Annotated in this window: 22 protein-coding genes; 20 read left to right on the forward strand and 2 right to left on the reverse strand. The window is 52.4% G+C overall.

From position 1 onward, the window contains the following. The first annotated feature begins 262 nt into the window (after positions 1-262). The 20 genes from HMPREF3050_RS12255 (at position 263) to HMPREF3050_RS12350 (ending at position 18,665) form a co-directional block, all read left to right on the forward strand. The gene (locus HMPREF3050_RS12255; RefSeq protein ID WP_070774981.1) at positions 263-619 is read left to right on the forward strand and encodes an NADH-quinone oxidoreductase subunit A; all 357 of its coding nucleotides are present in this window, start codon (positions 263-265) and stop codon (positions 617-619) included. Next, positions 610-1,092 carry a NuoB/complex I 20 kDa subunit family protein gene (locus HMPREF3050_RS12260; RefSeq protein WP_003677002.1) on the forward strand — a complete coding sequence of 161 codons (483 nt, stop codon included), beginning with the start codon at positions 610-612 and terminating at the stop codon, positions 1,090-1,092. The genes HMPREF3050_RS12255 and HMPREF3050_RS12260 overlap by 10 nt, the downstream gene beginning before the upstream one ends. A gap of 13 nt (positions 1,093-1,105) precedes the next feature. Then, the gene (locus tag HMPREF3050_RS12265) at positions 1,106-1,699 is read left to right on the forward strand and encodes an NADH-quinone oxidoreductase subunit C (protein ID WP_049227640.1); all 594 of its coding nucleotides are present in this window, start codon (positions 1,106-1,108) and stop codon (positions 1,697-1,699) included. Next, the gene (gene nuoD / locus HMPREF3050_RS12270; RefSeq protein WP_009310869.1) at positions 1,689-2,945 is read left to right on the forward strand and encodes an NADH dehydrogenase (quinone) subunit D; all 1,257 of its coding nucleotides are present in this window, start codon (positions 1,689-1,691) and stop codon (positions 2,943-2,945) included. Before HMPREF3050_RS12265 ends, nuoD begins: the two co-directional genes overlap by 11 nt. Then, on the forward strand, positions 2,945-3,418 hold the full coding sequence (gene nuoE / locus HMPREF3050_RS12275; RefSeq protein WP_070655005.1) for an NADH-quinone oxidoreductase subunit NuoE: 474 nt from the start codon (positions 2,945-2,947) through the stop codon (positions 3,416-3,418). Before nuoD ends, nuoE begins: the two co-directional genes overlap by 1 nt. A gap of 53 nt (positions 3,419-3,471) precedes the next feature. Next, the gene (locus HMPREF3050_RS12280; RefSeq protein ID WP_045072626.1) at positions 3,472-3,867 is read left to right on the forward strand and encodes a hypothetical protein; all 396 of its coding nucleotides are present in this window, start codon (positions 3,472-3,474) and stop codon (positions 3,865-3,867) included. 106 nt (positions 3,868-3,973) lie between these two features. Beyond that, entirely contained in the window at positions 3,974-5,269 is a 1,296-nt protein-coding gene (nuoF, locus tag HMPREF3050_RS12285; RefSeq protein WP_019270808.1) for an NADH-quinone oxidoreductase subunit NuoF, read from the forward strand. 187 nt (positions 5,270-5,456) lie between these two features. Further along, positions 5,457-5,813, forward strand: coding sequence for an endonuclease domain-containing protein (locus tag HMPREF3050_RS12290; protein ID WP_070774982.1), 357 nt, complete (start codon positions 5,457-5,459; stop codon positions 5,811-5,813). 370 nt (positions 5,814-6,183) lie between these two features. Then, positions 6,184-8,445 carry an NADH-quinone oxidoreductase subunit NuoG gene (nuoG, locus tag HMPREF3050_RS12295; protein WP_070774983.1) on the forward strand — a complete coding sequence of 754 codons (2,262 nt, stop codon included), beginning with the start codon at positions 6,184-6,186 and terminating at the stop codon, positions 8,443-8,445. Positions 8,446-8,447: 2 nt separating this feature from the next. After that, positions 8,448-9,524 (forward strand): NADH-quinone oxidoreductase subunit NuoH, encoded by a 1,077-nt coding sequence (gene nuoH, locus HMPREF3050_RS12300; protein ID WP_070774984.1) that lies wholly within the window; start codon positions 8,448-8,450, stop codon positions 9,522-9,524. Positions 9,525-9,604: 80 nt separating this feature from the next. Continuing rightward, complete coding sequence (gene nuoI, locus HMPREF3050_RS12305) at positions 9,605-10,084, forward strand: NADH-quinone oxidoreductase subunit NuoI (protein WP_002218650.1); 480 nt, start codon at positions 9,605-9,607, stop codon at positions 10,082-10,084. A gap of 11 nt (positions 10,085-10,095) precedes the next feature. Continuing rightward, the gene (locus HMPREF3050_RS12310; RefSeq protein WP_070774985.1) at positions 10,096-10,767 is read left to right on the forward strand and encodes an NADH-quinone oxidoreductase subunit J; all 672 of its coding nucleotides are present in this window, start codon (positions 10,096-10,098) and stop codon (positions 10,765-10,767) included. After that, entirely contained in the window at positions 10,764-11,069 is a 306-nt protein-coding gene (gene nuoK, locus HMPREF3050_RS12315; protein ID WP_002215628.1) for an NADH-quinone oxidoreductase subunit NuoK, read from the forward strand. The genes HMPREF3050_RS12310 and nuoK overlap by 4 nt, the downstream gene beginning before the upstream one ends. 36 nt (positions 11,070-11,105) lie before the next feature. Continuing rightward, positions 11,106-11,681 carry a protein adenylyltransferase Fic gene (locus tag HMPREF3050_RS12320; RefSeq protein ID WP_070774986.1) on the forward strand — a complete coding sequence of 192 codons (576 nt, stop codon included), beginning with the start codon at positions 11,106-11,108 and terminating at the stop codon, positions 11,679-11,681. A 273-nt stretch (positions 11,682-11,954) separates the two neighbouring features. Beyond that, positions 11,955-13,979, forward strand: coding sequence for an NADH-quinone oxidoreductase subunit L (gene nuoL, locus HMPREF3050_RS12325; protein WP_070774987.1), 2,025 nt, complete (start codon positions 11,955-11,957; stop codon positions 13,977-13,979). 190 nt (positions 13,980-14,169) lie between these two features. Continuing rightward, complete coding sequence (locus tag HMPREF3050_RS12330) at positions 14,170-14,475, forward strand: chorismate mutase (RefSeq protein WP_070774988.1); 306 nt, start codon at positions 14,170-14,172, stop codon at positions 14,473-14,475. 221 nt (positions 14,476-14,696) lie between these two features. Further along, entirely contained in the window at positions 14,697-15,017 is a 321-nt protein-coding gene (locus HMPREF3050_RS12335) for a cupin domain-containing protein (RefSeq protein ID WP_070774989.1), read from the forward strand. A gap of 239 nt (positions 15,018-15,256) precedes the next feature. Beyond that, on the forward strand, positions 15,257-16,753 hold the full coding sequence (locus tag HMPREF3050_RS12340) for an NADH-quinone oxidoreductase subunit M (RefSeq protein WP_070774990.1): 1,497 nt from the start codon (positions 15,257-15,259) through the stop codon (positions 16,751-16,753). 9 nt (positions 16,754-16,762) lie between these two features. After that, positions 16,763-18,238: an NADH-quinone oxidoreductase subunit NuoN gene (nuoN, locus tag HMPREF3050_RS12345; RefSeq protein ID WP_070774991.1), complete on the forward strand. Its 1,476-nt coding sequence runs from the start codon at positions 16,763-16,765 to the stop codon at positions 18,236-18,238. Between the two features lie 127 nt (positions 18,239-18,365). Then, a complete protein-coding gene (locus HMPREF3050_RS12350; RefSeq protein ID WP_070774992.1) occupies positions 18,366-18,665 on the forward strand; it encodes a DUF2818 family protein in 300 nt (99 codons plus the stop codon). Positions 18,666-18,909: 244 nt separating this feature from the next. On the opposite strand, the gene dtd is transcribed toward HMPREF3050_RS12350, so the two are convergent. Both dtd and HMPREF3050_RS12360 read right to left on the reverse strand, forming a co-directional pair. Then, complete coding sequence (dtd, locus tag HMPREF3050_RS12355) at positions 18,910-19,371, reverse strand: D-aminoacyl-tRNA deacylase (protein ID WP_070774993.1); 462 nt, start codon at positions 19,369-19,371, stop codon at positions 18,910-18,912. 275 nt (positions 19,372-19,646) lie between these two features. Further along, the gene (locus tag HMPREF3050_RS12360) at positions 19,647-20,987 is read right to left on the reverse strand and encodes an SEL1-like repeat protein (RefSeq protein WP_094113410.1); all 1,341 of its coding nucleotides are present in this window, start codon (positions 20,985-20,987) and stop codon (positions 19,647-19,649) included. Positions 20,988-21,498 lie beyond the last annotated feature (511 nt).

Here is a 21,498-nt window from a genome sequence, read left to right on the forward strand (position 1 = left end):
AATCTGGTTTATTGGAAGGGTTTGTTGTGTTTAGGGCTGGCGGTGGGTGATGCATTTTGTGTCCAATTTTATTGGCGTTGATATGGGCAAAGGAATGAAGTTGGGTTGTTATAAAACACAAATAAGAATCGTTATCATAAACTTATTGAATTTATTAAGATTTTTTTGCAGGTTTGCCGACATTTACCTTTTAATGGATTTTGAAATTCGATAAAATAGCAGGATATTAAGATTTGTCTGTCAACCAGTTAGGCATAAACCCATGTTGGCCAGTTACTTTCCCGTCCTCGTATTCATCCTCGTCGGCCTCGCGGCCGGCGTGCTGTTTATCCTGCTCGGCACGATTTTAGGTCCGAAACGCCACTACGCCGAAAAAGACGCGGCTTACGAATGTGGTTTCGAAGCCTTTGAAAACGCCAGGATGAAGTTTGACGTGCGTTATTATCTCGTCGCCATCCTGTTCATCCTCTTCGATTTGGAGGTTGCGTTTATGCTGCCGTGGGCGGTGGTGTTCAAAGAATTGGGCGCATACGGCTTCTGGTCTATGCTGGTGTTTATCGTCGTTCTGACGGTAGGCTTTGTTTACGAATGGAAAAAAGGTGCGCTGGAATGGGAATAGAAGGCGTTTTGAAAAAAGGTTTCATCACCACCAGCGCGGATACGGTGCTGAACTATATGCGTACCGGTTCGCTGTGGCCGGTTACTTTCGGCTTGGCCTGCTGCGCCGTGGAAATGATGCACGCGGGTATGGCGCGTTACGACCTTGACCGTTTCGGCATTATTTTCCGTCCGTCTCCCCGTCAGGCCGACCTGATGATTGTGGCGGGTACGCTCACCAACAAAATGGCGCCCGCCCTGCGTCGCGTGTACGACCAGCTCGCTGAGCCGCGTTGGGTATTGTCCATGGGTTCGTGTGCCAACGGCGGCGGCTACTATCATTATTCTTATTCCGTCGTGCGCGGGGCCGACCGTGTCGTGCCGGTAGACGTTTATGTGCCGGGTTGCCCGCCGACTGCGGAAGCCCTGATTTACGGCCTGATGCAGCTCCAACAAAAAATCAAGCGCACTTCCACCATCGCGCGGGACGAGTAGGGGAGGGAACGATATGGCAAGCATTCAAAACTTATACGAAACCGTCAGCCGCGTTTTGGGCAATCAGGCAAGCAAAGTCATTTCCGCTTTGGGCGAGATTACCGTCGAGTGTCTGCCCGAGCACTATGTTTCAGTGATGACTACGTTGCGCGACCATGAAGAACTGCATTTCGAGCTTTTGGTCGATTTGTGCGGCGTCGATTACAGCACTTACAAAAACGAAGCATGGCAGGGCAAACGCTTCGCCGTTGTCAGCCAGCTTCTTTCCGTTAAAAACAATCAGCGCATCCGCGTGCGCGTCTGGGTTTCAGACGACGATTTCCCCGTGGTCGAATCCGTGGTTCCCGTTTATAACAGCGCAGATTGGTATGAGCGTGAAGCCTTCGATTTGTACGGCATCATGTTCAACAACCATCCCGACCTGCGCCGCATCCTGACCGATTACGGCTTCGTCGGACATCCGTTCCGCAAAGACTTCCCGATTTCCGGTTATGTGGAGATGCGTTACGACGAAGAACAAAAACGCGTGATTTACCAGCCTGTTACCATCGAGCCGCGCGAAATCACGCCGCGTATCGTCCGTGAGGAGAACTACGGTGGCCAATAAATTAAGAAACTACACCATCAACTTCGGCCCGCAACACCCTGCGGCGCACGGCGTATTGCGTATGATTTTGGAGTTGGACGGCGAACAAATCGTCCGTGCCGACCCGCATATCGGCCTCCTGCACCGAGGCACCGAAAAACTGGCGGAAACCAAAACCTACCTGCAAGCCCTGCCTTATATGGACCGATTAGACTACGTTTCCATGATGGTCAACGAGCAGGCGTATTGCTTGGCGGTAGAAAAACTCGCCGGAATTGATGTGCCTATCCGCGCCCAATACATCCGCGTCATGTTCGCCGAAGTAACGCGTATCCTCAATCACCTGATGGGCATCGGTTCGCACGCCTTCGACATCGGCGCGATGACCGCCATCCTCTACGCCTTCCGCGATCGCGAAGAGCTGATGGACTTGTACGAAGCCGTTTCCGGCGCGCGTATGCACGCCGCCTACTTCCGTCCCGGCGGCGTTTACCGCGATCTGCCCGACTTCATGCCCAAATACGAGAGCAGCAAATTCCGCAACGCCAAAGTATTGAAGCAGCTCAACGAATCCCGCGAAGGCACCATGCTCGACTTCATCGACGCCTTCTGCGAGCGCTTCCCCAAAAACATCGACACACTCGAAACCCTCCTGACCGACAACCGCATCTGGAAACAGCGTACCGTCGGCATCGGTGTCGTCTCCCCCGAGCGCGCCATGCAAAAAGGCTTTACCGGCGTGATGCTGCGCGGTTCGGGCGTGGAATGGGACGTGCGTAAGAAACAGCCGTATGAAGTGTACGACCAAATGGATTTCGACATCCCCGTCGGCGTCAACGGTGACTGCTACGACCGCTACCTCTGCCGCATGGAAGAAATGCGCCAATCCGTACGCATCATCAAACAATGTGCCGACTGGCTGCGCGTCAATCCCGGCCCGGTCATCACCACAAACCACAAATTTGCCCCGCCCAAGCGCACCGAAATGAAAACAGGCATGGAAGACCTGATTCACCATTTCAAACTCTTTACCGAGGGTATGCACGTTCCCGAGGGCGAGACCTACACCGCTGTCGAACACCCGAAAGGCGAGTTCGGCGTTTACATCATTTCAGACGGCGCAAACAAACCCTACCGCCTGAAAATCCGCGCACCCGGCTTCGCCCACCTGCAAGGCATGGACGAAATGGCAAAAGGCCACATGCTCGCCGACGTTGTTGCCATTATCGGTACGCAGGACATCGTATTCGGGGAGGTTGACCGATAATGTTATCCGCAGAATCCTTAAAACAAATCGACATCGAGTTGGCGAAATATCCCGCCGACCAACGCCGTTCCGCCATCATGGGCGCGTTGCGCATTGCCCAAACCGAAAAAGGCTGGCTCGCCCCCGAGACCATCGCCTTTGTTGCCGACTACATCGGCATCACGCCGGCGCAGGCATACGAAGTTGCTACTTTCTACAATATGTATGACCTCGAGCCGGTCGGCAAATACAAACTGACCGTCTGCACCAATCTCCCCTGCGCCCTGCGCGGCGGCATGGATACCGGCGAATACCTGAAGAAAAAACTCGGTATCGGCTACGGCGAAACCACGCCCGACGGCAAATTCACCCTAGTCGAGGGCGAATGCATGGGCGCATGCGGCGACGCCCCCGTTATGCTGGTCAACAACCACAGCATGTGCAGCTTTATGACTGAAGAGGCGATTGAGAGGAAACTTGCGGAACTGGAGTAGGTCGCGGGTTTACTTGAAAAATAAATTTAATTTTGAATAAATGGAAGAAAGCTATGCAATTAGATAAAGAGAAATTTGATTGCTTGTATCGTTATTTAATTTTAGTGGCACAGAACAAGCGTGTCGTAATGTACCACGAATTAGAAAGTGTATTCCGATTAAGTCATAAATTAGTTGGTTTGTATGCTGGTGCAATTGGTGATTTTTGTTTAGAGCAAAATTTACCTTTGTTAAACTCCCTAATTGTTAGTGCACAGGAATGTCAGCCTTCCGACGGGTTTGCTAACTATTTAGAAAAAAGTGGAATGGATAGTTGGGGAGATTGTCTTGTTAAATGTTGGCAAGAATATCACGTTACTACTACACAAGTACAAAAACGTGGAAATTATCAGGGTATTACAGATTTAATTGATGATTCAAAAGTTTTAAGTTCTATCTTTACTAAATAAAATAAATTCATAGCAAAGTAAGTCGGATCTAGACTCAACAAATATGTTTTCAGGTCGTCTGAAACAGCGGCCGCAACCGATACGAAAACGAACAGGCACACCAAAAATGGCTATTTACCAATCAGGCGTGATTTTTGACCAAGTGGATACCGCCAATCCCGATTGCTGGACATTGGACGAATACGTCAAACGCGGCGGTTACAGCGCCCTGCGTAGAATCCTGTCCGAAAACATCTCGCAAACCGACGTGATTGACGAAGTCAAAACCTCCGGCTTGCGCGGGCGCGGCGGTGCGGGCTTTCCGACCGGCTTGAAATGGAGCTTTATGCCCCGTTCCTTCCCCGGCGAAAAATACGTCGTCTGCAACACCGACGAAGGCGAACCGGGTACGTTCAAAGACCGCGACATCATCATGTTCAACCCCCATGCCCTGATTGAAGGCATGATTATCGCCGGTTACGCGATGGGCGCGAAAGCGGGCTATAACTACATTCACGGCGAAATTTTCGAAGGTTATCAACGTTTTGAAGCTGCACTCGACCAAGCGCGCGCCGCAGGTTTTTTGGGTAAGAATATTTTAGGTTCGGACTTCGAATTCGAACTCTTCGCCCACCACGGCTACGGCGCATATATCTGCGGCGAAGAGACCGCATTGCTCGAATCGCTGGAAGGCAAAAAAGGCCAGCCGCGCTTCAAACCGCCGTTCCCCGCCTCGTTTGGCCTGTACGGCAAGCCGACCACCATCAACAATACCGAAACCTTCGCTTCCGTGCCGTTTATCGTCCGCGACGGCGGTCAGACGTTTGCCGACAAAGGCATTCCGAACGCCGGCGGAACCAAACTGTTTTGCATCTCCGGCCACGTTGAGCGTCCGGGCAACTATGAAGTGCCGTTAGGCACGCCGTTTGCCGAAATCCTGAAAATGGCGGGCGGTATGCGCGGCGGCAAAAAACTCAAAGCCGTTATCCCCGGCGGTTCGTCCGCGCCCGTATTGCCTGCCGACATCATGATGCAGACCAATATGGATTACGACTCGATTTCCAAAGCCGGCTCCATGCTCGGTTCCGGCGCGATTATCGTGATGGACGAAGACGTGTGCATGGTCAAAGCACTCGAACGATTAAGCTACTTCTACTACGATGAATCCTGCGGCCAATGCACCCCCTGCCGCGAAGGTACCGGCTGGCTCTACCGAATCGTCCACCGCATCGTAGAAGGCAAAGGCCGCATGGAAGACTTGGATTTGCTGGATTCCGTCGGCAACCAAATGGCAGGCCGCACCATCTGCGCCCTCGCCGACGCCGCCGTCTTCCCTGTCCGCAGCTTTACCAAGCATTTCCGTGATGAGTTTGTGCATTACATTGAACACGGCGGACCGATGAAGCCGAATAAGTGGTGTTGAGGTTTCAGACGACCTGAATATCGGTGGTGTTTGGGATTCTCACCAGCAAATTAATTCCCTCTCCCGCTTGCGGGGGAGGGTTAGGGTGGGGGTGGTACTTGGAATATTTTGAAACAGATTTTTATACGGGCAAGATTCAGACGGCCTCCGTATAGGTCGTCTGAAAAAGGTTGAGGCCAACTCGGCTATGCGGTACAGCACAAGAAATACGGCATTAAAACAGAATGTCCGTAATCTGAAGCAGAATATGACTTTGGCCGAGCAGAAATTGTGGGATCACTTGCGCGGTAAACGGTTAAACGGAATAAAATTCCGACGCCAACAGACAATAGGCGGATACATCGTCGATTTTGTCAGTATGGAGCATCGTTTGATTATTGAATTGGACGGCGGACAACATTCGGAACAGATTGAGTATGACGAGCGGCGGACGGCGTTTTTGAATGCTCAAGGTTATCGGGTGTTGCGATTTTGGAATAATGAAGTTTTGCAGCAAACTGAAGCAGTACTGGAAAAGATTATCGAAATGTGCGGTGAGAAATAAGACGGCCGCAATGTTGCAAAGCCACCCCCATCCTAGCCTTCCCCCGCCGGACGGGGGGAAGGACAGACAGTAGCAGATTTGAATGTTTCGGGTTTATTCCTGAGATTCAAGTAAACATAAAACATGATATTGAAAGACGTGACGGCAGCATCTGCTACTTTATGTTCTGACAGAAACCTGTTTCTTTTCTCGTCAGGCGGGAGAGGGTGGGAGGATAGGTTGTACTAGAATTTGGATTTTTCAAAATTAAGAAACCCCTCCTAAAAATAAACAAGCAATAAACTTATACTTTAAAGGCCGTCTGAAACCCATTTTTCAGACGACCTCCATAAAAGATTATTTATCAAATACCCGTAACTAGGAACGAACCATGTTACAAATCGAAATCGACGGCAAACAGGTATCTGTGGAGCAGGGCGCGACGGTGATTGAGGCCGCGCACAAGCTCGGTACTTATATTCCGCATTTCTGTTACCACAAAAAGCTCTCCATCGCAGCCAACTGCCGTATGTGTCTGGTGGATGTGGAAAAGGCCCCCAAACCGCTGCCCGCCTGCGCCACGCCGGTAACGGACGGCATGATTGTGCGTACGCATTCGGCAAAAGCCCGCGAGGCGCAGGAAGGCGTGATGGAGTTCCTGCTCATCAACCATCCGCTCGACTGTCCGACCTGCGACCAAGGCGGCGAGTGCCAGCTGCAGGATTTGGCGGTGGGCTACGGCAAAACCACCAGCCGCTACACCGAAGAAAAACGTTCCGTCGTCGGCAAAGACATGGGGCCTTTGGTTTCCGCCGAGGAAATGAGCCGCTGTATCCACTGCACCCGCTGCGTACGTTTCACCGAAGAAATCGCCGGTTTGCAGGAAATTGCGATGGCGAATCGCGGCGAACACTCCGAAATCATGCCCTTTATCGGCAAAGCGGTGGAAACCGAGCTGTCGGGCAACGTTATCGATTTGTGCCCTGTCGGTGCGCTGACCAGCAAACCGTTCCGTTTCAACGCGCGTACTTGGGAGCTGAACCGCCGCAAATCCGTTTCCGCCCATGACGCTTTGGGCAGCAACCTGATTGTGCAGACCAAAGACCATACCGTCCGCCGCGTGCTGCCGCTGGAAAACGAAGCGATTAACGAATGCTGGCTGTCCGATCGCGACCGTTTCGCCTACGAAGGCCTGTATCACGAAAGCCGTCTGAAAAACCCGAAAATCAAACAGGGCGGCGAGTGGATGGACGTAGATTGGAAAACCGCACTGGAATATGTCCGCAGCGCGATTGAATGTATCGCCAAAGACGGCAACCAAAACCAAGTCGGCATTTGGGCGAACCCGATGAATACGGTTGAAGAGCTGTACTTGGTGAAAAAACTTGCCGACGGCTTGGGCGTTAAAAATTTCGCCACCCGCCTGCGCCAACAAGACAAACGTCTTTCAGACGGCCTTAATGGTGCGCAATGGTTGGGACAAAGCATTGAATCTTTGGCTGACAACGATGCCGTATTGGTAGTCGGCGCGAACCTGCGCAAAGAACAGCCGCTCCTGACTGCCCGCCTGCGCCGCGCTGCTAAAGAGCGCATGGCTTTGAGCGTATTGGCCAGCAGCAAGGAAGAATTGTTGATGCCGCTTCTGGCTCAGGAAACAGTGCATCCCGACGAGTGGGCAGGTCGTCTGAAAAACCTGTCTGCCGATGCGGAACACGCGATTACCGCGAGTCTGAAAAACACTGAAAAAGCAGCGGTGATTTTGGGCGCGGAAGTGCAAAACCATCCCGATTACGCCGCGATTTACGCCGCCGCGCAAGAGCTGGCGGACGCAACCGGCGCGGTGCTGGGCATTCTGCCGCAAGCGGCCAACAGCGTCGGTGCGGACGTATTGGGCGTGAACTCGGGCGAGAGCGTTGCCGAAATGGCAAACGCGCCGAAACAGGCAGTCTTGCTGCTCAACGTCGAGCCGGAAATCGATACGGCGGACGGTGCAAAAGCCGTAGCCGCGTTGAAACAGGCGAAAAGCGTGATGGCGTTTACGCCGTTTGTCAGCGAAACGCTGCTGGACGTGTGCGACGTATTGCTGCCGATTGCGCCGTTTACCGAAACCTCAGGCAGCTTCATCAATATGGAAGGCCGTCTGCAATCCTTCCACGGTGTCGTTCAGGGCTTCGGCGATTCGCGTCCGCTGTGGAAAGTGTTGCGCGTATTGGGCAACCTGTTTGACCTGAAAGGTTTTGAATACCACGATACCGCCGCGATTCTGAAAGACGCGTTGGACGCGGAAAGCCTGCCGTCCAAACTGAACAACCGCGCCGCTTCGACTCAAAAAGATTTTCCGACGACCTCAAACCGCCTCGTGCGCGTGGGCGGAGTCGGTATTTATCACACTGATGCCATCGTGCGCCGTTCCGCACCGTTGCAGGCGACCAGCCATGCCGCCGTGCCTGCCGCGCGCGTGAATCCGAACACTTTGGCGCGCTTAGGCCTACAAGACGGACAAACCGCCGTCGCCAAACAAAACGGCGCAGGCGTGTCCGTGATGGTCAAAGCCGATGCCGGACTGCCTGAAAACGTGGTGCATCTGCCGCTGCATACCGAAAATGCCGCGCTGGGTGCGTTGATGGACACTATTGAACTGGCGGGAGCTTGATTATGCAGGAATGGTTCCAAAACCTCTTTGCCGCAACGCTCGGTCTGGGCGATTTGGGTATCACCGTGGGCTTGGTGGTATCCGTCATCGTCAAAATCGTGATTATCCTGATTCCGCTGATTCTGACCGTCGCCTACCTGACTTATTTCGAACGTAAAGTCATCGGCTTCATGCAGCTTCGCGTCGGCCCGAACGTAACCGGCCCGTGGGGTCTGATTCAGCCGTTTGCCGACGTGTTCAAACTCTTGTTTAAAGAGGTAACCCGTCCGAAGCTGTCAAACAAAGCCCTGTTCTACATCGGCCCGATTATGTCGCTCGCCCCGTCTTTCGCGGCGTGGGCGGTGATTCCGTTCAACGAAGAATGGGTACTGACCAATATCAATATCGGCCTTTTGTACATCCTGATGATTACCTCGCTGTCGGTTTACGGCGTGATTATCGCGGGCTGGGCTTCCAACTCCAAATATTCGTTCTTGGGCGCAATGCGTGCTTCCGCGCAAAGCATCTCCTACGAAATCGCCATGAGTGCCGCGTTGGTGTGCGTCGTAATGGTGTCGGGTAGCATGAACTTCTCCGATATTGTCGCCGCGCAGGCAAGAGGTATTGCGGGCGGTTCTGTGTTCTCGTGGAACTGGCTGCCGCTCTTCCCCATCTTCATCGTCTATCTGATTTCCGCCGTTGCCGAAACCAACCGCGCACCGTTTGACGTGGCGGAGGGAGAATCCGAAATCGTTGCCGGACACCACGTCGAATATTCCGGCTTCGCGTTCGCGCTGTTCTTCCTTGCCGAATACATTTTCATGATTCTGATTGCCGCGCTGACCTCGCTGATGTTCCTCGGCGGCTGGCTGTCCCCCTTCCCGCAAAGCTGGGGCTTTATCGGCACGCCTTCCGCATTCTGGATGTTCGTGAAAATGGCGGCGGTGCTGTACTGGTACCTGTGGATCCGTGCAACTTTCCCACGCTACCGTTACGACCAAATCATGCGTTTGGGCTGGAAAGTGCTGATTCCGATCGGCTTCGCCTACATCGTGATTTTGGGCGTGTGGATGATTTCACCGCTGAACTTGTGGAAATAAGTTTCAGACGGCATCTTGAGGCCGTCTGAACAAAGCGATTTTGAATACCTAACGAAATCCCTGTTTTGAGGGAACATAATATGGCTAACTTAGTAAAAACCTTTCTGCTTGGCGAATTGGTAAAAGGCTTGGGTGTAACGCTCAAAAACTTTTTTGCCCGCAAAGACACAATTTATTTCCCCGAAGAAAAAACGCCGCAATCCGTGCGTTTCCGCGGCCTGCACGCGCAACGCCGTTATCCGAACGGCGAAGAGCGCTGTATTGCGTGTAAATTGTGCGAGGCAGTTTGTCCGGCAATGGCGATTAACATCGAATCGGAAGAACGCGAAGACGGCACTCGCCGCACCAAGCGTTACGACATCGACCTGACCAAGTGCATCTTCTGCGGCTTCTGCGAAGAAGCCTGTCCGACCGATGCGATTGTCGAAACGCATATTTTTGAATACCACGGCGAGAAAAAAGGCGACTTGCACATGACCAAGCCGATCCTATTGGCAATCGGCGACAAATACGAAGCCGAAATCGCCAAACGCAAAGCCGCTGACGCGCCGTACCGTTAAGGAGCAGACGAATGACCTTTTCCGCGATTCTGTTCTATATCCTTGCCGCCATCGTCCTATACGGCGCGCTGCGTACCGTTACCGCGAAAAACCCTGTCCATGCTGCTTTGCATTTGGTGCTGACCTTCTGCGTGAGCGCGATGATTTGGATGCTGATGCAGGCAGAGTTTTTGGGCGTTACGCTGGTGGTCGTGTATGTCGGCGCCGTGATGGTGTTGTTCCTGTTCGTCGTGATGATGCTGAATATCGACATCGAGGAAATGCGCGCCGGTTTCTGGCGTCATGCGCCTGTTGCTGGTGTTGTCGGTACGCTGTTGGCGGTTGCCCTGATTCTGATTCTGGTCAACCCGAAAACCGACCTTGCCGCATTTGGCTTGATGAAAGACATTCCTGCGGATTACAACAATATCCGCGATTTGGGCAGCCGTATTTATACCGATTATCTGCTGCCGTTCGAGTTGGCGGCGGTATTGCTGCTGTTGGGTATGGTGGCCGCGATTGCGCTGGTTCACCGTAAAACCACCAATCCGAAACGCATGGATCCTGCCGACCAAGTTAAAGTGCGCGCCGACCAAGGCCGTATGCGCTTGGTGAAAATGGAAGCCGTGAAACCGCAAACCGAATTTGTTGAAGAGAGCGAAGTTTCAGACGACCTCAAGCCGAAAGGGGAGGACAAAGCATGATTACCTTGACGCATTATCTGGTATTGGGCGCGCTCCTGTTCGGTATCAGCGCGATGGGCATCTTTATGAACCGCAAAAACGTGCTGGTGTTGCTGATGTCGATCGAGCTGATGCTCTTGGCGGTGAACTTCAACTTTATCGCCTTCTCGCAGCATCTGGGCGATACCGCCGGACAGATTTTCGTATTCTTCGTATTGACCGTCGCCGCTGCCGAATCCGCCATCGGTCTGGCAATTATGGTGCTGGTGTACCGCAACCGACAAACGATTAATGTTGCCGATTTGGACGAGTTGAAAGGGTAATAAAGGTAGGTTGGGTTGAGGCCTGACAAGATACCGATGCCGTCTGAAAACCCGATAGGAAAAACGATGAAGTCCATAGACGAACAAAGCCTGCACAATGCCTGCCGCCTGTTTGAAAGCGGCGACATCGACAGTATCGAAGTCGGTACCACCGCGGGCCTGCAACAGATTCACCGTTACCTGTTCGGCGGCTTATATGATTTTGCGGGTCAAATCAGGGAAGACAACATTTCCAAAGGCGGTTTCCGTTTTGCCAACGCCATGTATCTGAAAGAGGCTTTGGCTAAAATCGAGCAGATGCCCGAGCGGACTTTTGAAGAAATCATCGCCAAATATGTTGAAATGAACATTGCTCATCCGTTTTTGGAGGGTAATGGCAGAAGTACCCGCATCTGGCTGGACTTGGTGCTGAAGAAAAACCTGAAAAAAGTCGTAAACTGGCAAAATGTAAGCAAAACCCTGTATTTGCAGGCGATGGAACGCAGCCCCGTCAACGATTTAGAACTGCGCTTTCTGTTAAAGAACAACCTGACCGACGATGTGGACAACCGTGAAATCATCTTTAAAGGTATCGAGCAGTCGTATTATTACGAAGGGTATGAGAAAGGCTGAAGGTCGTCTGAAAAGCGATTTCAGACCGTTTCAGACGACCTGATGCGGTAGGTTGGGCTAACCCCGACGAAAAAATAACATGATCAATTAAAGCCCGTTGTCTTGAAGGACAGCTTTATCAGATTTGAGTATTTAGCGTGCAGTATGGGTTGAAAACCCATTAATAAAGATACGAAGGCAGCTTGAAAGTGTCGAATTGGCAAGCCAATCTAAAAAACCTTTCGGGCAGTCTGAAGTTTAGAAAACTCCTAAAATCAAAAAGGTTCATCCAAAATGAACGACATGACTTTATATCTCATCATTGCCCTCGTGCCTTTGGCAGGCTCGCTGATTGCGGGTTTGTTCGGCAATAAAATCGGACGTGCCGGCGCGCATACGGTTACGATACTCGGCGTGGCGGTGTCCGCCGTGCTGTCGGCTTATGTGCTGTGGGGCTTTATCGACGGCAGCCGCGCCAAGTTTGACGAGAATGTCTATACTTGGCTGACGATGGGCGGTTTGGATTTTTCCGTCGGCTTCTTGGTCGATACGATGACGGCGATGATGATGGTCGTGGTAACGGGCGTGTCGTTGATGGTGCATATCTACACCATCGGCTATATGCACGATGAAAAAGTCGGCTACCAACGCTTCTTCAGCTATATTTCTTTGTTTACATTCAGCATGTTGATGCTGATTATGAGCAACAACTTCGTCCAACTCTTCTTCGGTTGGGAAGCGGTGGGCTTGGTGTCGTATCTCTTGATCGGTTTCTATTTCAAACGTCCGAGCGCGATTTTCGCCAACCTGAAAGCCTTTTTGATCAACCGCGTCGGCGACTTCGGCTTTTTGCTCGGTATCGGCTTGGTACTTGCCTATTTCGGCGGCAGCCTGCGCTATCAGGACGTATTCGCCTATCTGCCCAACGTACAAAATGCCACCATCCAGCTTTTCCCCGGTGTGGAATGGTCGTTGATTACCGTAACCTGTTTGCTCTTGTTTGTGGGCGCGATGGGTAAATCGGCTCAGTTCCCGCTGCATGTCTGGCTGCCCGATTCAATGGAAGGCCCGACTCCGATTTCCGCATTGATTCACGCCGCGACGATGGTTACGGCGGGGCTGTTCATGGTATCGCGCATGTCGCCAATTTACGAAATGAGCAGCACCGCGCTGTCGGTCATTATGGTGATCGGCGCGATTACCGCCCTGTTTATGGGCTTCTTGGGCGTGATTCAAAATGACATCAAACGTGTGGTTGCGTATTCCACCCTGTCGCAATTGGGCTACATGACCGTGGCTCTGGGCGCGTCTGCCTATTCTGTGGCGATGTTCCACGTCATGACCCACGCCTTCTTTAAAGCCTTGCTGTTCTTGGCGGCGGGTAGCGCCATTATCGGTATGCACCACGACCAAGACATGCGCCACATGGGCAATCTGAAAAAATACATGCCGATCACTTGGCTGACCATGCTGATCGGTAACTTGTCGCTGATTGGTACGCCGTTCTTCTCCGGCTTCTACTCCAAAGATTCGATTATCGAAGCGGCGAAATACAGTACCCTGCCGGGCAGCGGCTTTGCCTATTTCGCCGTCCTCGCCAGCGTGTTCGTTACCGCGTTTTACGCGTTCCGCCAATACTTTATGGTGTTCCACGGCGAAGAAAAATGGCGCAGCCTGCCCGAACACCATTCAGACGGCCATGGTGAAGAACATCACGGCTTGGGCAAAAACGACAATCCGCACGAAAGCCCGCTGGTCGTTACCCTGCCGCTGATTCTGCTTGCCATTCCGTCCGTCATCATCGGCTACATCGCCATCGAACCCATGCTCTACGGCGATTTCTTCAAGGACGTGATTTTTGTTAATGCCGACGCGCATCCGACCATGCACATCATGAAAGAAGAGTTCCACGGCGCATTGGCGATGGTGTCGCACAGCCTGCATTCGCCCGTCCTCTATCTCGCTATCACAGGCGTATTGAGTGCATGGCTTTTGTACGTCAAACTGCCGCACCTGCCCACCAAAATCGCGCAGGCGTTCCGTCCGGTTTACGTTTTGTTTGAAAACAAATACTACCTCGACGCCTTGTATTTCAACGTCTTCGCCAAAGGCACGCGCGCATTGGGCAACTTCTTCTGGAAAGTCGGCGATACCGCCATTATCGACAACGGCATCGTCAACGGCTCCGCCAAACTGGTCGGCGCGATTGCCGCTCAGATACGCAAAGTCCAAACCGGCTTTATCTACACCTACGCCGCCGCTATGGTGTTCGGCGTATTGGTATTGCTCGGCATGACTTTCTGGGGATTGTTCAGATAAAGGCGGGGTTTCAGACGACCTGTCTGTAGTCGGTGTAGAGGTCGTCTGAAAAAGAACCATTCAAGTTGTAGGTCGGATACTTGTATCCGACATGAAAAAGAAAAATAGTACGGCATATCGGGATTGCTCAGGTAAAGATGAGATTTTCAGACGACGTTTAGGTCGTCTGAAAAAGGAAACATGAGAAACAATGGTTGAAGACAAATTACCGCAAACCCTAAACGAAGTCCGTGAAGCCATCGACGGTTTGGACAAGGAATTAATAGAATTACTCGCCCGCCGGCAGAAGCTGGTACGGCAGGCAGGCCGTCTGAAACCTAAAAACGATATGCAGGCGGTTTCCGCGCCCGAACGGGTAGCGCAAGTGATTGCCTCGCGCCGTGCCTATGCCGAAAAGGCCGGTTTGTCGCCCGAAGTTGCCGAAGCAGTTTGGCGCAGTATGATTGATGCGTTCATTAAACTGGAGATGGAAACCAACCGTACCGACGGGGCGTAGTCAACATTTCGGTCATAATTGATTTACTTGGATAGATACTGAGTTTGCCGATTGCCGTCATTCCCGCGCAGGCGGGAATCCAGACCTATCGGCGCATAAACCTGTCAAGGAAAAAGGCTTCAAATCTACGTTCTGGATTCCCGCCTGCGCGGGAATGACGGGATTTAATAAACAGTTGTATTGATAGGTTTATCTAAATACAGAATCAAAGAGACGCGAAAATGCCCGACACACAAACCATCCGCTCCGCCGAATTTACCGCTTCCCGCGCATGGGGCGCACTCAACATCGCCAAGATGAACGGCACCACCGTGCGCCTGCACTGGACGGACCAGCCCTACAAATGGCACATCAACGACGGCGAGGAAGTGTTTGCCGTGATGGACGGCGAAGTCGATATGCACTACCGGGAAAACGGCGAAGAACACATCGTTCGGTTGACAAGCGGCGACATCTTCTACGCAGGAATCGGCACGGAACATGTCGCCCATCCGTGCGGCGAAGCGCGGATTTTGGTGATCGAGAAAGAAGGCAGCGTTTGAGCTCGTCTGAAAAAGAAAACCATTCAAGTTGTAGGTCGGATACTTGTATCCGACATGAAAAAGAAAATAGTACAGCGTGTCGGATTCGAGAATCCGACTACGGCTGGAAGATCCGGCAGAATTAGCTTGAGACAAATAGCAGAAGCCTGAACAAACCTTTTTCAGACGACCTCCTGAAACGTCGTCTGAAAAACCAACCCACACAACTATATTTTTATTTTAACCACAGGTTAACCACTATGTTTTCCAACTACCTACTCAGCTTGGCAATATGGATACCCATCGCTGCGGGCGTGCTGGTTTTGGCGACGGGGCCGGACAGCCGTGCGCCGCTTGCCCGCGTGCTCGCTTTAATCGGTGCGCTTGCCGGTTTCTTGGTAACGCTGCCTTTGTTTACGGGTTTCGACCGTTTGAGCGGCGGCTATCAGTTTACCGAGTTCCACGAGTGGATTCCGCTTTTGCGAATCAACTACTCGCTGGGGGTGGACGGTATTTCGGTGCTGTTTGTCATCCTGAACGCGTTTATCACGCTGATGGTGGTGCTGGCGGGTTGGGAAGTGATTCAGAAGCGTCCGGCGCAGTATATGGCGGCGTTTTTAATCATGTCGGGCCTGATTAACGGCGCGTTTGCGGCGCGGGATGCCCTGCTGTTTTATGTGTTCTTCGAGGGGATGCTGATTCCGCTGTACCTGATTATCGGCGTGTGGGGTGGTCCGCGCCGCGTGTATGCGTCGGTGAAGCTGTTCCTCTATACGCTGATGGGTTCGTTGCTGATGCTGGTGGCGATTGTGTACCTGTCTTACCAAGTCGGCGGCTTTTCGATTGAGGATTTCCAAAACATCAAACAGATTCCGCTGGGCGTGCAACAGCTTTTGTTTGTGGCGTTCTTCCTGTCGTTTGCGGTGAAAGTGCCGATGTTCCCTGTGCACACTTGGCTGCCGGATGCCCACGTTGAGGCGCCGACTGGCGGTTCGATGGTGTTGGCGGCGATTACGCTGAAATTGGGCGCATACGGCTTTTTGCGCTTCATCCTGCCGATTCTGCCCGACGCGTCGCGCTATTTCGCGCCGGTCATCATCGTGTTGAGCCTGATTGCGGTGGTGTATATCGGCATGGTCGCGCTGGTGCAGACCGATATGAAAAAACTGGTGGCGTATTCGTCCATCAGCCATATGGGTTTCGTTACCTTGGGGATGTTCTTGTTCATTAACGGCCAGTTGAACGACTGGGCGTTGAAAGGCGCGGTCATCCAGATGATTTCGCACGGTTTCGTGTCGGCGGCGATGTTTATGTGTATCGGTGTGATGTACGACCGCCTGCACACGCGCAATATTGCCGATTACGGCGGCGTGGTGAACGTGATGCCCAAGTTTGCGGCGTTTATGATGCTGTTTGCGATGGCAAACGCGGGTCTGCCGGCGACTTCGGGCTTCGTGGGCGAGTTTATGGTGATTATGGGCGCGGTCAAAGTGAATTTCTGGATCGGCGCGCTGGCGGCGCTGACGCTGATTTACGGTGCGTCTTACACGCTGTGGATGTATAAGCGCGTGATTTTCGGCGCGGTCGGCAATCCGCACGTTGCCGATATGAAAGACATCAACTGCCGTGAATTTGCGATTCTGGCGATTTTGGCGGTTGCGGTATTGGGTATGGGCCTGTATCCGCAGGCATTTATCGAAGTGGTGCATCAGGCGGCAAACGATTTGATTGCCCATGTGGCGCAAAGCAAGATTTGAGGTGTGCGAATGAACTTGATTGATTTGAACTTAATGCCTGCCATGCCCGAAATCGTGCTGTTTGCGCTTCTGATTGCCGTATTGCTGGCAGATTTGTGGATTAGCGATAAAAACCGTTATCTGACCCATTTGATGAGCTTGGGAACCGTCATTATCGTGGCGGTTACGCAGCTGGCGGTGTGGGAGCAGGGCAGTACGCTGGCGTTTCACGGAATGTATATCGCCGACGGTATGTCGCGCCTGTCCAAGCTGGTGCTGTACGGGCTGACCTTCGGGCTGTTTATTTACAGCAAGCCCTACAATCAGGCACGCGGTATTTTTAAAGGCGAGTTTTATACTCTGTCGTTGTTTGCCCTGTTAGGCATGAGCGTGATGGTGAGTGCGGCGCATTTCCTGACCGCCTATATCGGTTTGGAACTTTTGTCGCTGTCGCTTTACGCCATGATTGCCCTGCGCCGCGATTCCGGCCGTTCCGCCGAAGCCGCGCTCAAATATTTCGTCTTGGGCGCGCTGGCTTCCGGCCTGCTGCTCTACGGCATTTCGATGGTGTACGGCGCGACGGGTTCGCTCGAATTCGCCACTGTTTTGGCGTCGTCTTATAGCGAACTTGCCAACGAATGGCTGTTGAAACTGGGGCTGGTGTTTATCGTTGTGGCGGTAGCGTTCAAACTGGGCGCGGTGCCATTTCATATGTGGGTGCCTGACGTGTACCACGGCGCGCCGACATCCGTTGCCGCGTTTGTCGGTACGGCGCCGAAAATCGCCGCCGTCGTCTTTGCCTTCCGCATTTTGGTTACCGGTTTGGGAACGGTGCATCACGACTGGTCGCAGATGTTCGCCGTGTTGGCGGTGGCATCGCTTTTGATCGGTAACCTTGCCGCCATCATGCAGGCAAACATCAAACGTATGCTTGCCTATTCCACCATATCGCATATGGGCTTCATCCTGCTGGCGTTTATGGCGGGAGCGGTCGGCTTTGCGGCGGGTTTGTATTACGCCATTACTTATGCGCTGATGGCGGCAGTCGGTTTCGGCATATTGATGGTATTGTCCACCGACAATATTGAGTGTGAAGAAATCAAAGATTTGGCAGGTTTGAACCAACGCCATGCCTGGTTTGCTTTCCTGATGCTGCTGGCGATGTTCTCGATGGCGGGTATTCCGCCGCTGATGGGCTTTTACGCCAAATTCGGCGTGATTAAGGCTTTGTTGAGCGCATCGACTGCCCAAAACGCCGCCATGGCGAGCAGCACATACATCGTACTTGCCGTGTTCGCCGTGGTGATGTCGTTAATCGGCGCGTTCTACTACCTGCGCGTAGTCAAAGTCATGTATTTCGACGAATCCGCCCATGACCAGCCCGTCGGCAGCAACTATGCCGCCAAATTCTTCCTGAGCGTCAACGCGTTCTTGCTGATTTTGTGGGGCATCATGCCGCAAACGGTGATTGACTGGTGCGCCAGGGCTTTGGAAAACACCTTGTAAAGCGATGAACCGAAACGGCAGCCGTGTCAGAGGCTGCCGTTTTTGTTAAGATACGCAGCCCAAGATTGTTTTTTCAGACGGCCTTTTGAATCAAAAAGGCCGTCTGAAAACAGAAAGACATACCATCATGACCGCATCCATGTACATCCTTTTGGTATTGGCACTCATCTTCGCCAACGCCCCCTTCGTTACCGCCAAATTTTTCGGCGTGTTCCCGCTCAAGCGCAAACATATCGGGCATCACCTCGTCGAATTGGCAGCAGGCTTCATCCTGACCGCCGTCCTCGCCTACATCCTCGAATCCCGCGCCGGCGCGGTTCAGCATCAAGACTGGGAGTTTTATGCCACCGTAGTCTGCCTCTACCTGATATTCGCCTTCCCCTGCTTCGTGTGGCGTTATTTCTGGCACGCGCGCAACCGCGAATAAGCTTTTCAGACGACCTCAGCGTTATAGTGGATTAACAAAAATCAGGACAAGGCAACGAAGCCATAGACAGTACAGATAGTACGGAACCGATTCACTTGGTGCTTCAGCACCTTAGAGAATCGTTCTCTTTGAGCTAAGGCGAGGTAACGCCGTCCTGGTTTAAAGTTAATCCACTATATTTTTTGCCCTAAGCCTTCGCTGGCTTATCTGAATTTTGGTCAACATGCGGTTGATCGTGTTTGTTTTAAAACAGTTTTTTGGAATCCAGCAACAAGGTGACGGGACCGTCGTTGCAGAGTGAAACCTGCATATGGGTTTGAAAGCGGCCGGTTTCTACCGTCAGACCGTGGGCGCGCAATAATTCGGCGGTGCGTTGATACAGGGATTCTGCCTGTCGGGCAGGAGCGGCTGCGGAAAAAGAGGGACGGCGGCCGCTGCGCGCATCGGCGTAGAGGGTGAACTGTGAAACGAGCAAGACTGAGCCGGCCGTGTCTTTAAGCGACAGATTCAATTTTCCGGCTTCATCTTCAAAAATGCGCAGATTGGCTATTTTGTCGGCGATATAGGAGGCATCGGCCTCGTTGTCATCGTGTGTAATGCCTAAAAGAATCAAAAAGCCGCGACTGATTTTGCCGCTGGTTTCGCGGTGTCCTTCGCTCAGGACGTCAACTTGGGCATGGCTTACTTTTTGAATAACGGCGCGCATGAGGTTTCCTCGGATAGGGATAGTGCAGCAAGGTGGATGATTTCGCTGACTGATGTTGATTTGTCTGGGGGAGGTCGTCTGAAAACGATTGGCTCTAGTCTAACAGACTATTTCTGTTGGTCTAGAGCCATTTGTTTTATAGTGGATTAACTTTAAACCAGTACGGCGCGTTGCCTCGCTCTTAGCTCAAAGAGAACGATTCTCTAAGGTGCTGAACCTGATTTAAATTTAATTCACTATATAAGTTTGGATTTTATAGCGGGATGCTGTCAGGTTTAACGGCTTGCTTCTTTTTGCCATTTTGCCAACAGGGGGCGCAAGGCATCGGGATTTCCGTAACAGCCGCTGATGGCTGCCTGCAACCAGCGGCAGGCGGTAGGGATATGGCTGGAGACTCCTTGCCCGTGGTAATAGAGTCGTGCCAGATAGTATTGCGCTTCGGTATGGCCTTGTTCCGCCGCGATTTCAAACCAGTGGGCGGCAGATTGGAAATCGGCTTCGACGCCTTGTCCGTAATAATACAATTTGCCCAAAGCGGCAGCGGCATTTTTGTGATGGAATTCGGCGGCTTCCAGATAAAGTTTTCTGGCGCGGTCGTAATCCACCGCCGTCCCTATGCCGTAATGGCATGCTTCGGCATTGCGGAAGGTTTGTTCCGTTTTTTGGAAAAACAGGGCGGCTTCTCTGATTTGTTCGTACTGTTGGGGATTGTGCAGCGCGGCATCACTGAGCAGCTTTTGGATGGCGGTGGCGCAGCCGAGTGTTGCGGCACGGTGGTAATAGTCGTGCGCTGCGTGCGGGTCGGCTTTGACGCCGAGTCCGTAGCGGTAGAGATCGCCCATAATGCGCAAGGCCTCCGGATGGCGTCGGTCTGCGGCGAAACGGGTGTGGCGCATGGCTTGGAGCGGGTCGCGTCCGGTCAGTTTGCCTGTCAGGCTGTGCTGCGCCAAAGCGGCGGCGGCGTCCCCGCTGCCTTTTGCGGCGGCTTTCCGATACCAGGTCATGGATTCCGCCTGATTTTGCGCGGCAAGCAAGTCGCCCAACATAACTTGTGCAGCGATAAACCCTGCTTCCGCTGCCTGCCGTAAATGGATTTCGGCTTGGGCTGAATCGGCTTTCATGCCGATACCGCGGTAGTACATTTTCCCCAGTTGCCAATGTGCAGGGGCAAATCCTTGTTCCGCCGCTTGTCGGTACAACTTGATTGCGCTTTCAAAATCAGGCTTCAGGCTGTGGCGGTAGGCAAGGCAGTATTGGGCTTCGGCGGAGTTTTGCGCTGAGGCAAGCTGCGCCCAGTGGTACATTTGGGATTCGTTGCGCTCTTGGTAAAAGCGCATCAGGACGTGCTGCGCTTCCGGCATTCCTGCTTCGGCCAGGCGGGTATAGGCAGATAAGTGGTGTTCGGTCGGGATGCCTTGCTGCTCGCTGTTTTGCAATAGCGAGAATTCTTCTTCAGGTGTCAGCTCGACAGGTTTGGGTTGCGGCTTAGGCGCTGTTGCCAGGCGTGTTAGGCCGGAGGCGTAGGTGATTTTGTTGACTTGATAGGCAGTACCGGCGTACCGATTGCCTGCTGCTTGTTGGGGCAGCAGTGCAGGGCTGACTGTGTCGGCGGTCATTCTGTTTGCCGGCTTGACAGAGAGCGTACGGGAAGAGTCGGGTACTGCAGTCATAAGATGAAATGGGAAAAGGGACTAGGTTGGTTATTATACTGTTTTCTGTAATTTATTGTTAATGATATGACGAGAATATCGGTAGTTATTTGCAATGGCGGTAAATGGAATAAATACAGTTAGTTATATTTTCTCTTAATATTGTGCGGTATGGAAGTCCAATAAAAATATGGTGGTTTGGATGTGTTGGAAATTTTAAATATAAACAATAAGATAAATTCTTATCGGTTCGGACGGCAACCGGGTGCAGGCGGCGATGGGCAGAGGGTACGGTCGGTTTGGTGTGGATTGGCAGGTTGTGTCAGTTTCAATGGATTGTAAAGGAAACAGGAGGCTGTCTTTTGTTTACAACAATCTGAAGATTGAAGGGATGGGGTATTGTACAGTGAATCTAGGGGGACGAACTTTAAATCGGTACGCCATTATAGTGGATTAACTTTAAATCAGTACGGCGTTG

The sequence above is a fragment of the Neisseria sp. HMSC065D04 genome, from assembly GCF_001815675.1.
Lineage (GTDB): Bacteria > Pseudomonadota > Gammaproteobacteria > Burkholderiales > Neisseriaceae > Neisseria.

What these genes read in the sequence shown, in the direction of transcription:
- HMPREF3050_RS12255 (WP_070774981.1), top strand. Translation starts at nt 263, where the DNA reads ATGTTGGCCAGTTACTTTCCCGTCCTCGTATTCATCCTCGTCGGCCTC.
- HMPREF3050_RS12260 (WP_003677002.1), top strand. Translation starts at nt 610, where the DNA reads ATGGGAATAGAAGGCGTTTTGAAAAAAGGTTTCATCACCACCAGCGCG.
- HMPREF3050_RS12265 (WP_049227640.1), top strand. Translation starts at nt 1,106, where the DNA reads ATGGCAAGCATTCAAAACTTATACGAAACCGTCAGCCGCGTTTTGGGC.
- nuoE (WP_070655005.1), top strand. Translation starts at nt 2,945, where the DNA reads ATGTTATCCGCAGAATCCTTAAAACAAATCGACATCGAGTTGGCGAAA.
- HMPREF3050_RS12280 (WP_045072626.1), top strand. Translation starts at nt 3,472, where the DNA reads ATGCAATTAGATAAAGAGAAATTTGATTGCTTGTATCGTTATTTAATT.
- nuoF (WP_019270808.1), top strand. Translation starts at nt 3,974, where the DNA reads ATGGCTATTTACCAATCAGGCGTGATTTTTGACCAAGTGGATACCGCC.
- HMPREF3050_RS12290 (WP_070774982.1), top strand. Translation starts at nt 5,457, where the DNA reads ATGCGGTACAGCACAAGAAATACGGCATTAAAACAGAATGTCCGTAAT.
- nuoG (WP_070774983.1), top strand. Translation starts at nt 6,184, where the DNA reads ATGTTACAAATCGAAATCGACGGCAAACAGGTATCTGTGGAGCAGGGC.
- nuoH (WP_070774984.1), top strand. Translation starts at nt 8,448, where the DNA reads ATGCAGGAATGGTTCCAAAACCTCTTTGCCGCAACGCTCGGTCTGGGC.
- nuoI (WP_002218650.1), top strand. Translation starts at nt 9,605, where the DNA reads ATGGCTAACTTAGTAAAAACCTTTCTGCTTGGCGAATTGGTAAAAGGC.
- HMPREF3050_RS12310 (WP_070774985.1), top strand. Translation starts at nt 10,096, where the DNA reads ATGACCTTTTCCGCGATTCTGTTCTATATCCTTGCCGCCATCGTCCTA.
- nuoK (WP_002215628.1), top strand. Translation starts at nt 10,764, where the DNA reads ATGATTACCTTGACGCATTATCTGGTATTGGGCGCGCTCCTGTTCGGT.
- HMPREF3050_RS12320 (WP_070774986.1), top strand. Translation starts at nt 11,106, where the DNA reads ATGCCGTCTGAAAACCCGATAGGAAAAACGATGAAGTCCATAGACGAA.
- nuoL (WP_070774987.1), top strand. Translation starts at nt 11,955, where the DNA reads ATGAACGACATGACTTTATATCTCATCATTGCCCTCGTGCCTTTGGCA.
- HMPREF3050_RS12330 (WP_070774988.1), top strand. Translation starts at nt 14,170, where the DNA reads ATGGTTGAAGACAAATTACCGCAAACCCTAAACGAAGTCCGTGAAGCC.
- HMPREF3050_RS12335 (WP_070774989.1), top strand. Translation starts at nt 14,697, where the DNA reads ATGCCCGACACACAAACCATCCGCTCCGCCGAATTTACCGCTTCCCGC.
- HMPREF3050_RS12340 (WP_070774990.1), top strand. Translation starts at nt 15,257, where the DNA reads ATGTTTTCCAACTACCTACTCAGCTTGGCAATATGGATACCCATCGCT.
- nuoN (WP_070774991.1), top strand. Translation starts at nt 16,763, where the DNA reads ATGAACTTGATTGATTTGAACTTAATGCCTGCCATGCCCGAAATCGTG.
- HMPREF3050_RS12350 (WP_070774992.1), top strand. Translation starts at nt 18,366, where the DNA reads ATGACCGCATCCATGTACATCCTTTTGGTATTGGCACTCATCTTCGCC.
- dtd (WP_070774993.1), bottom strand. Translation starts at nt 19,371, where the DNA reads ATGCGCGCCGTTATTCAAAAAGTAAGCCATGCCCAAGTTGACGTCCTG.
- HMPREF3050_RS12360 (WP_094113410.1), bottom strand. Translation starts at nt 20,987, where the DNA reads ATGACCGCCGACACAGTCAGCCCTGCACTGCTGCCCCAACAAGCAGCA.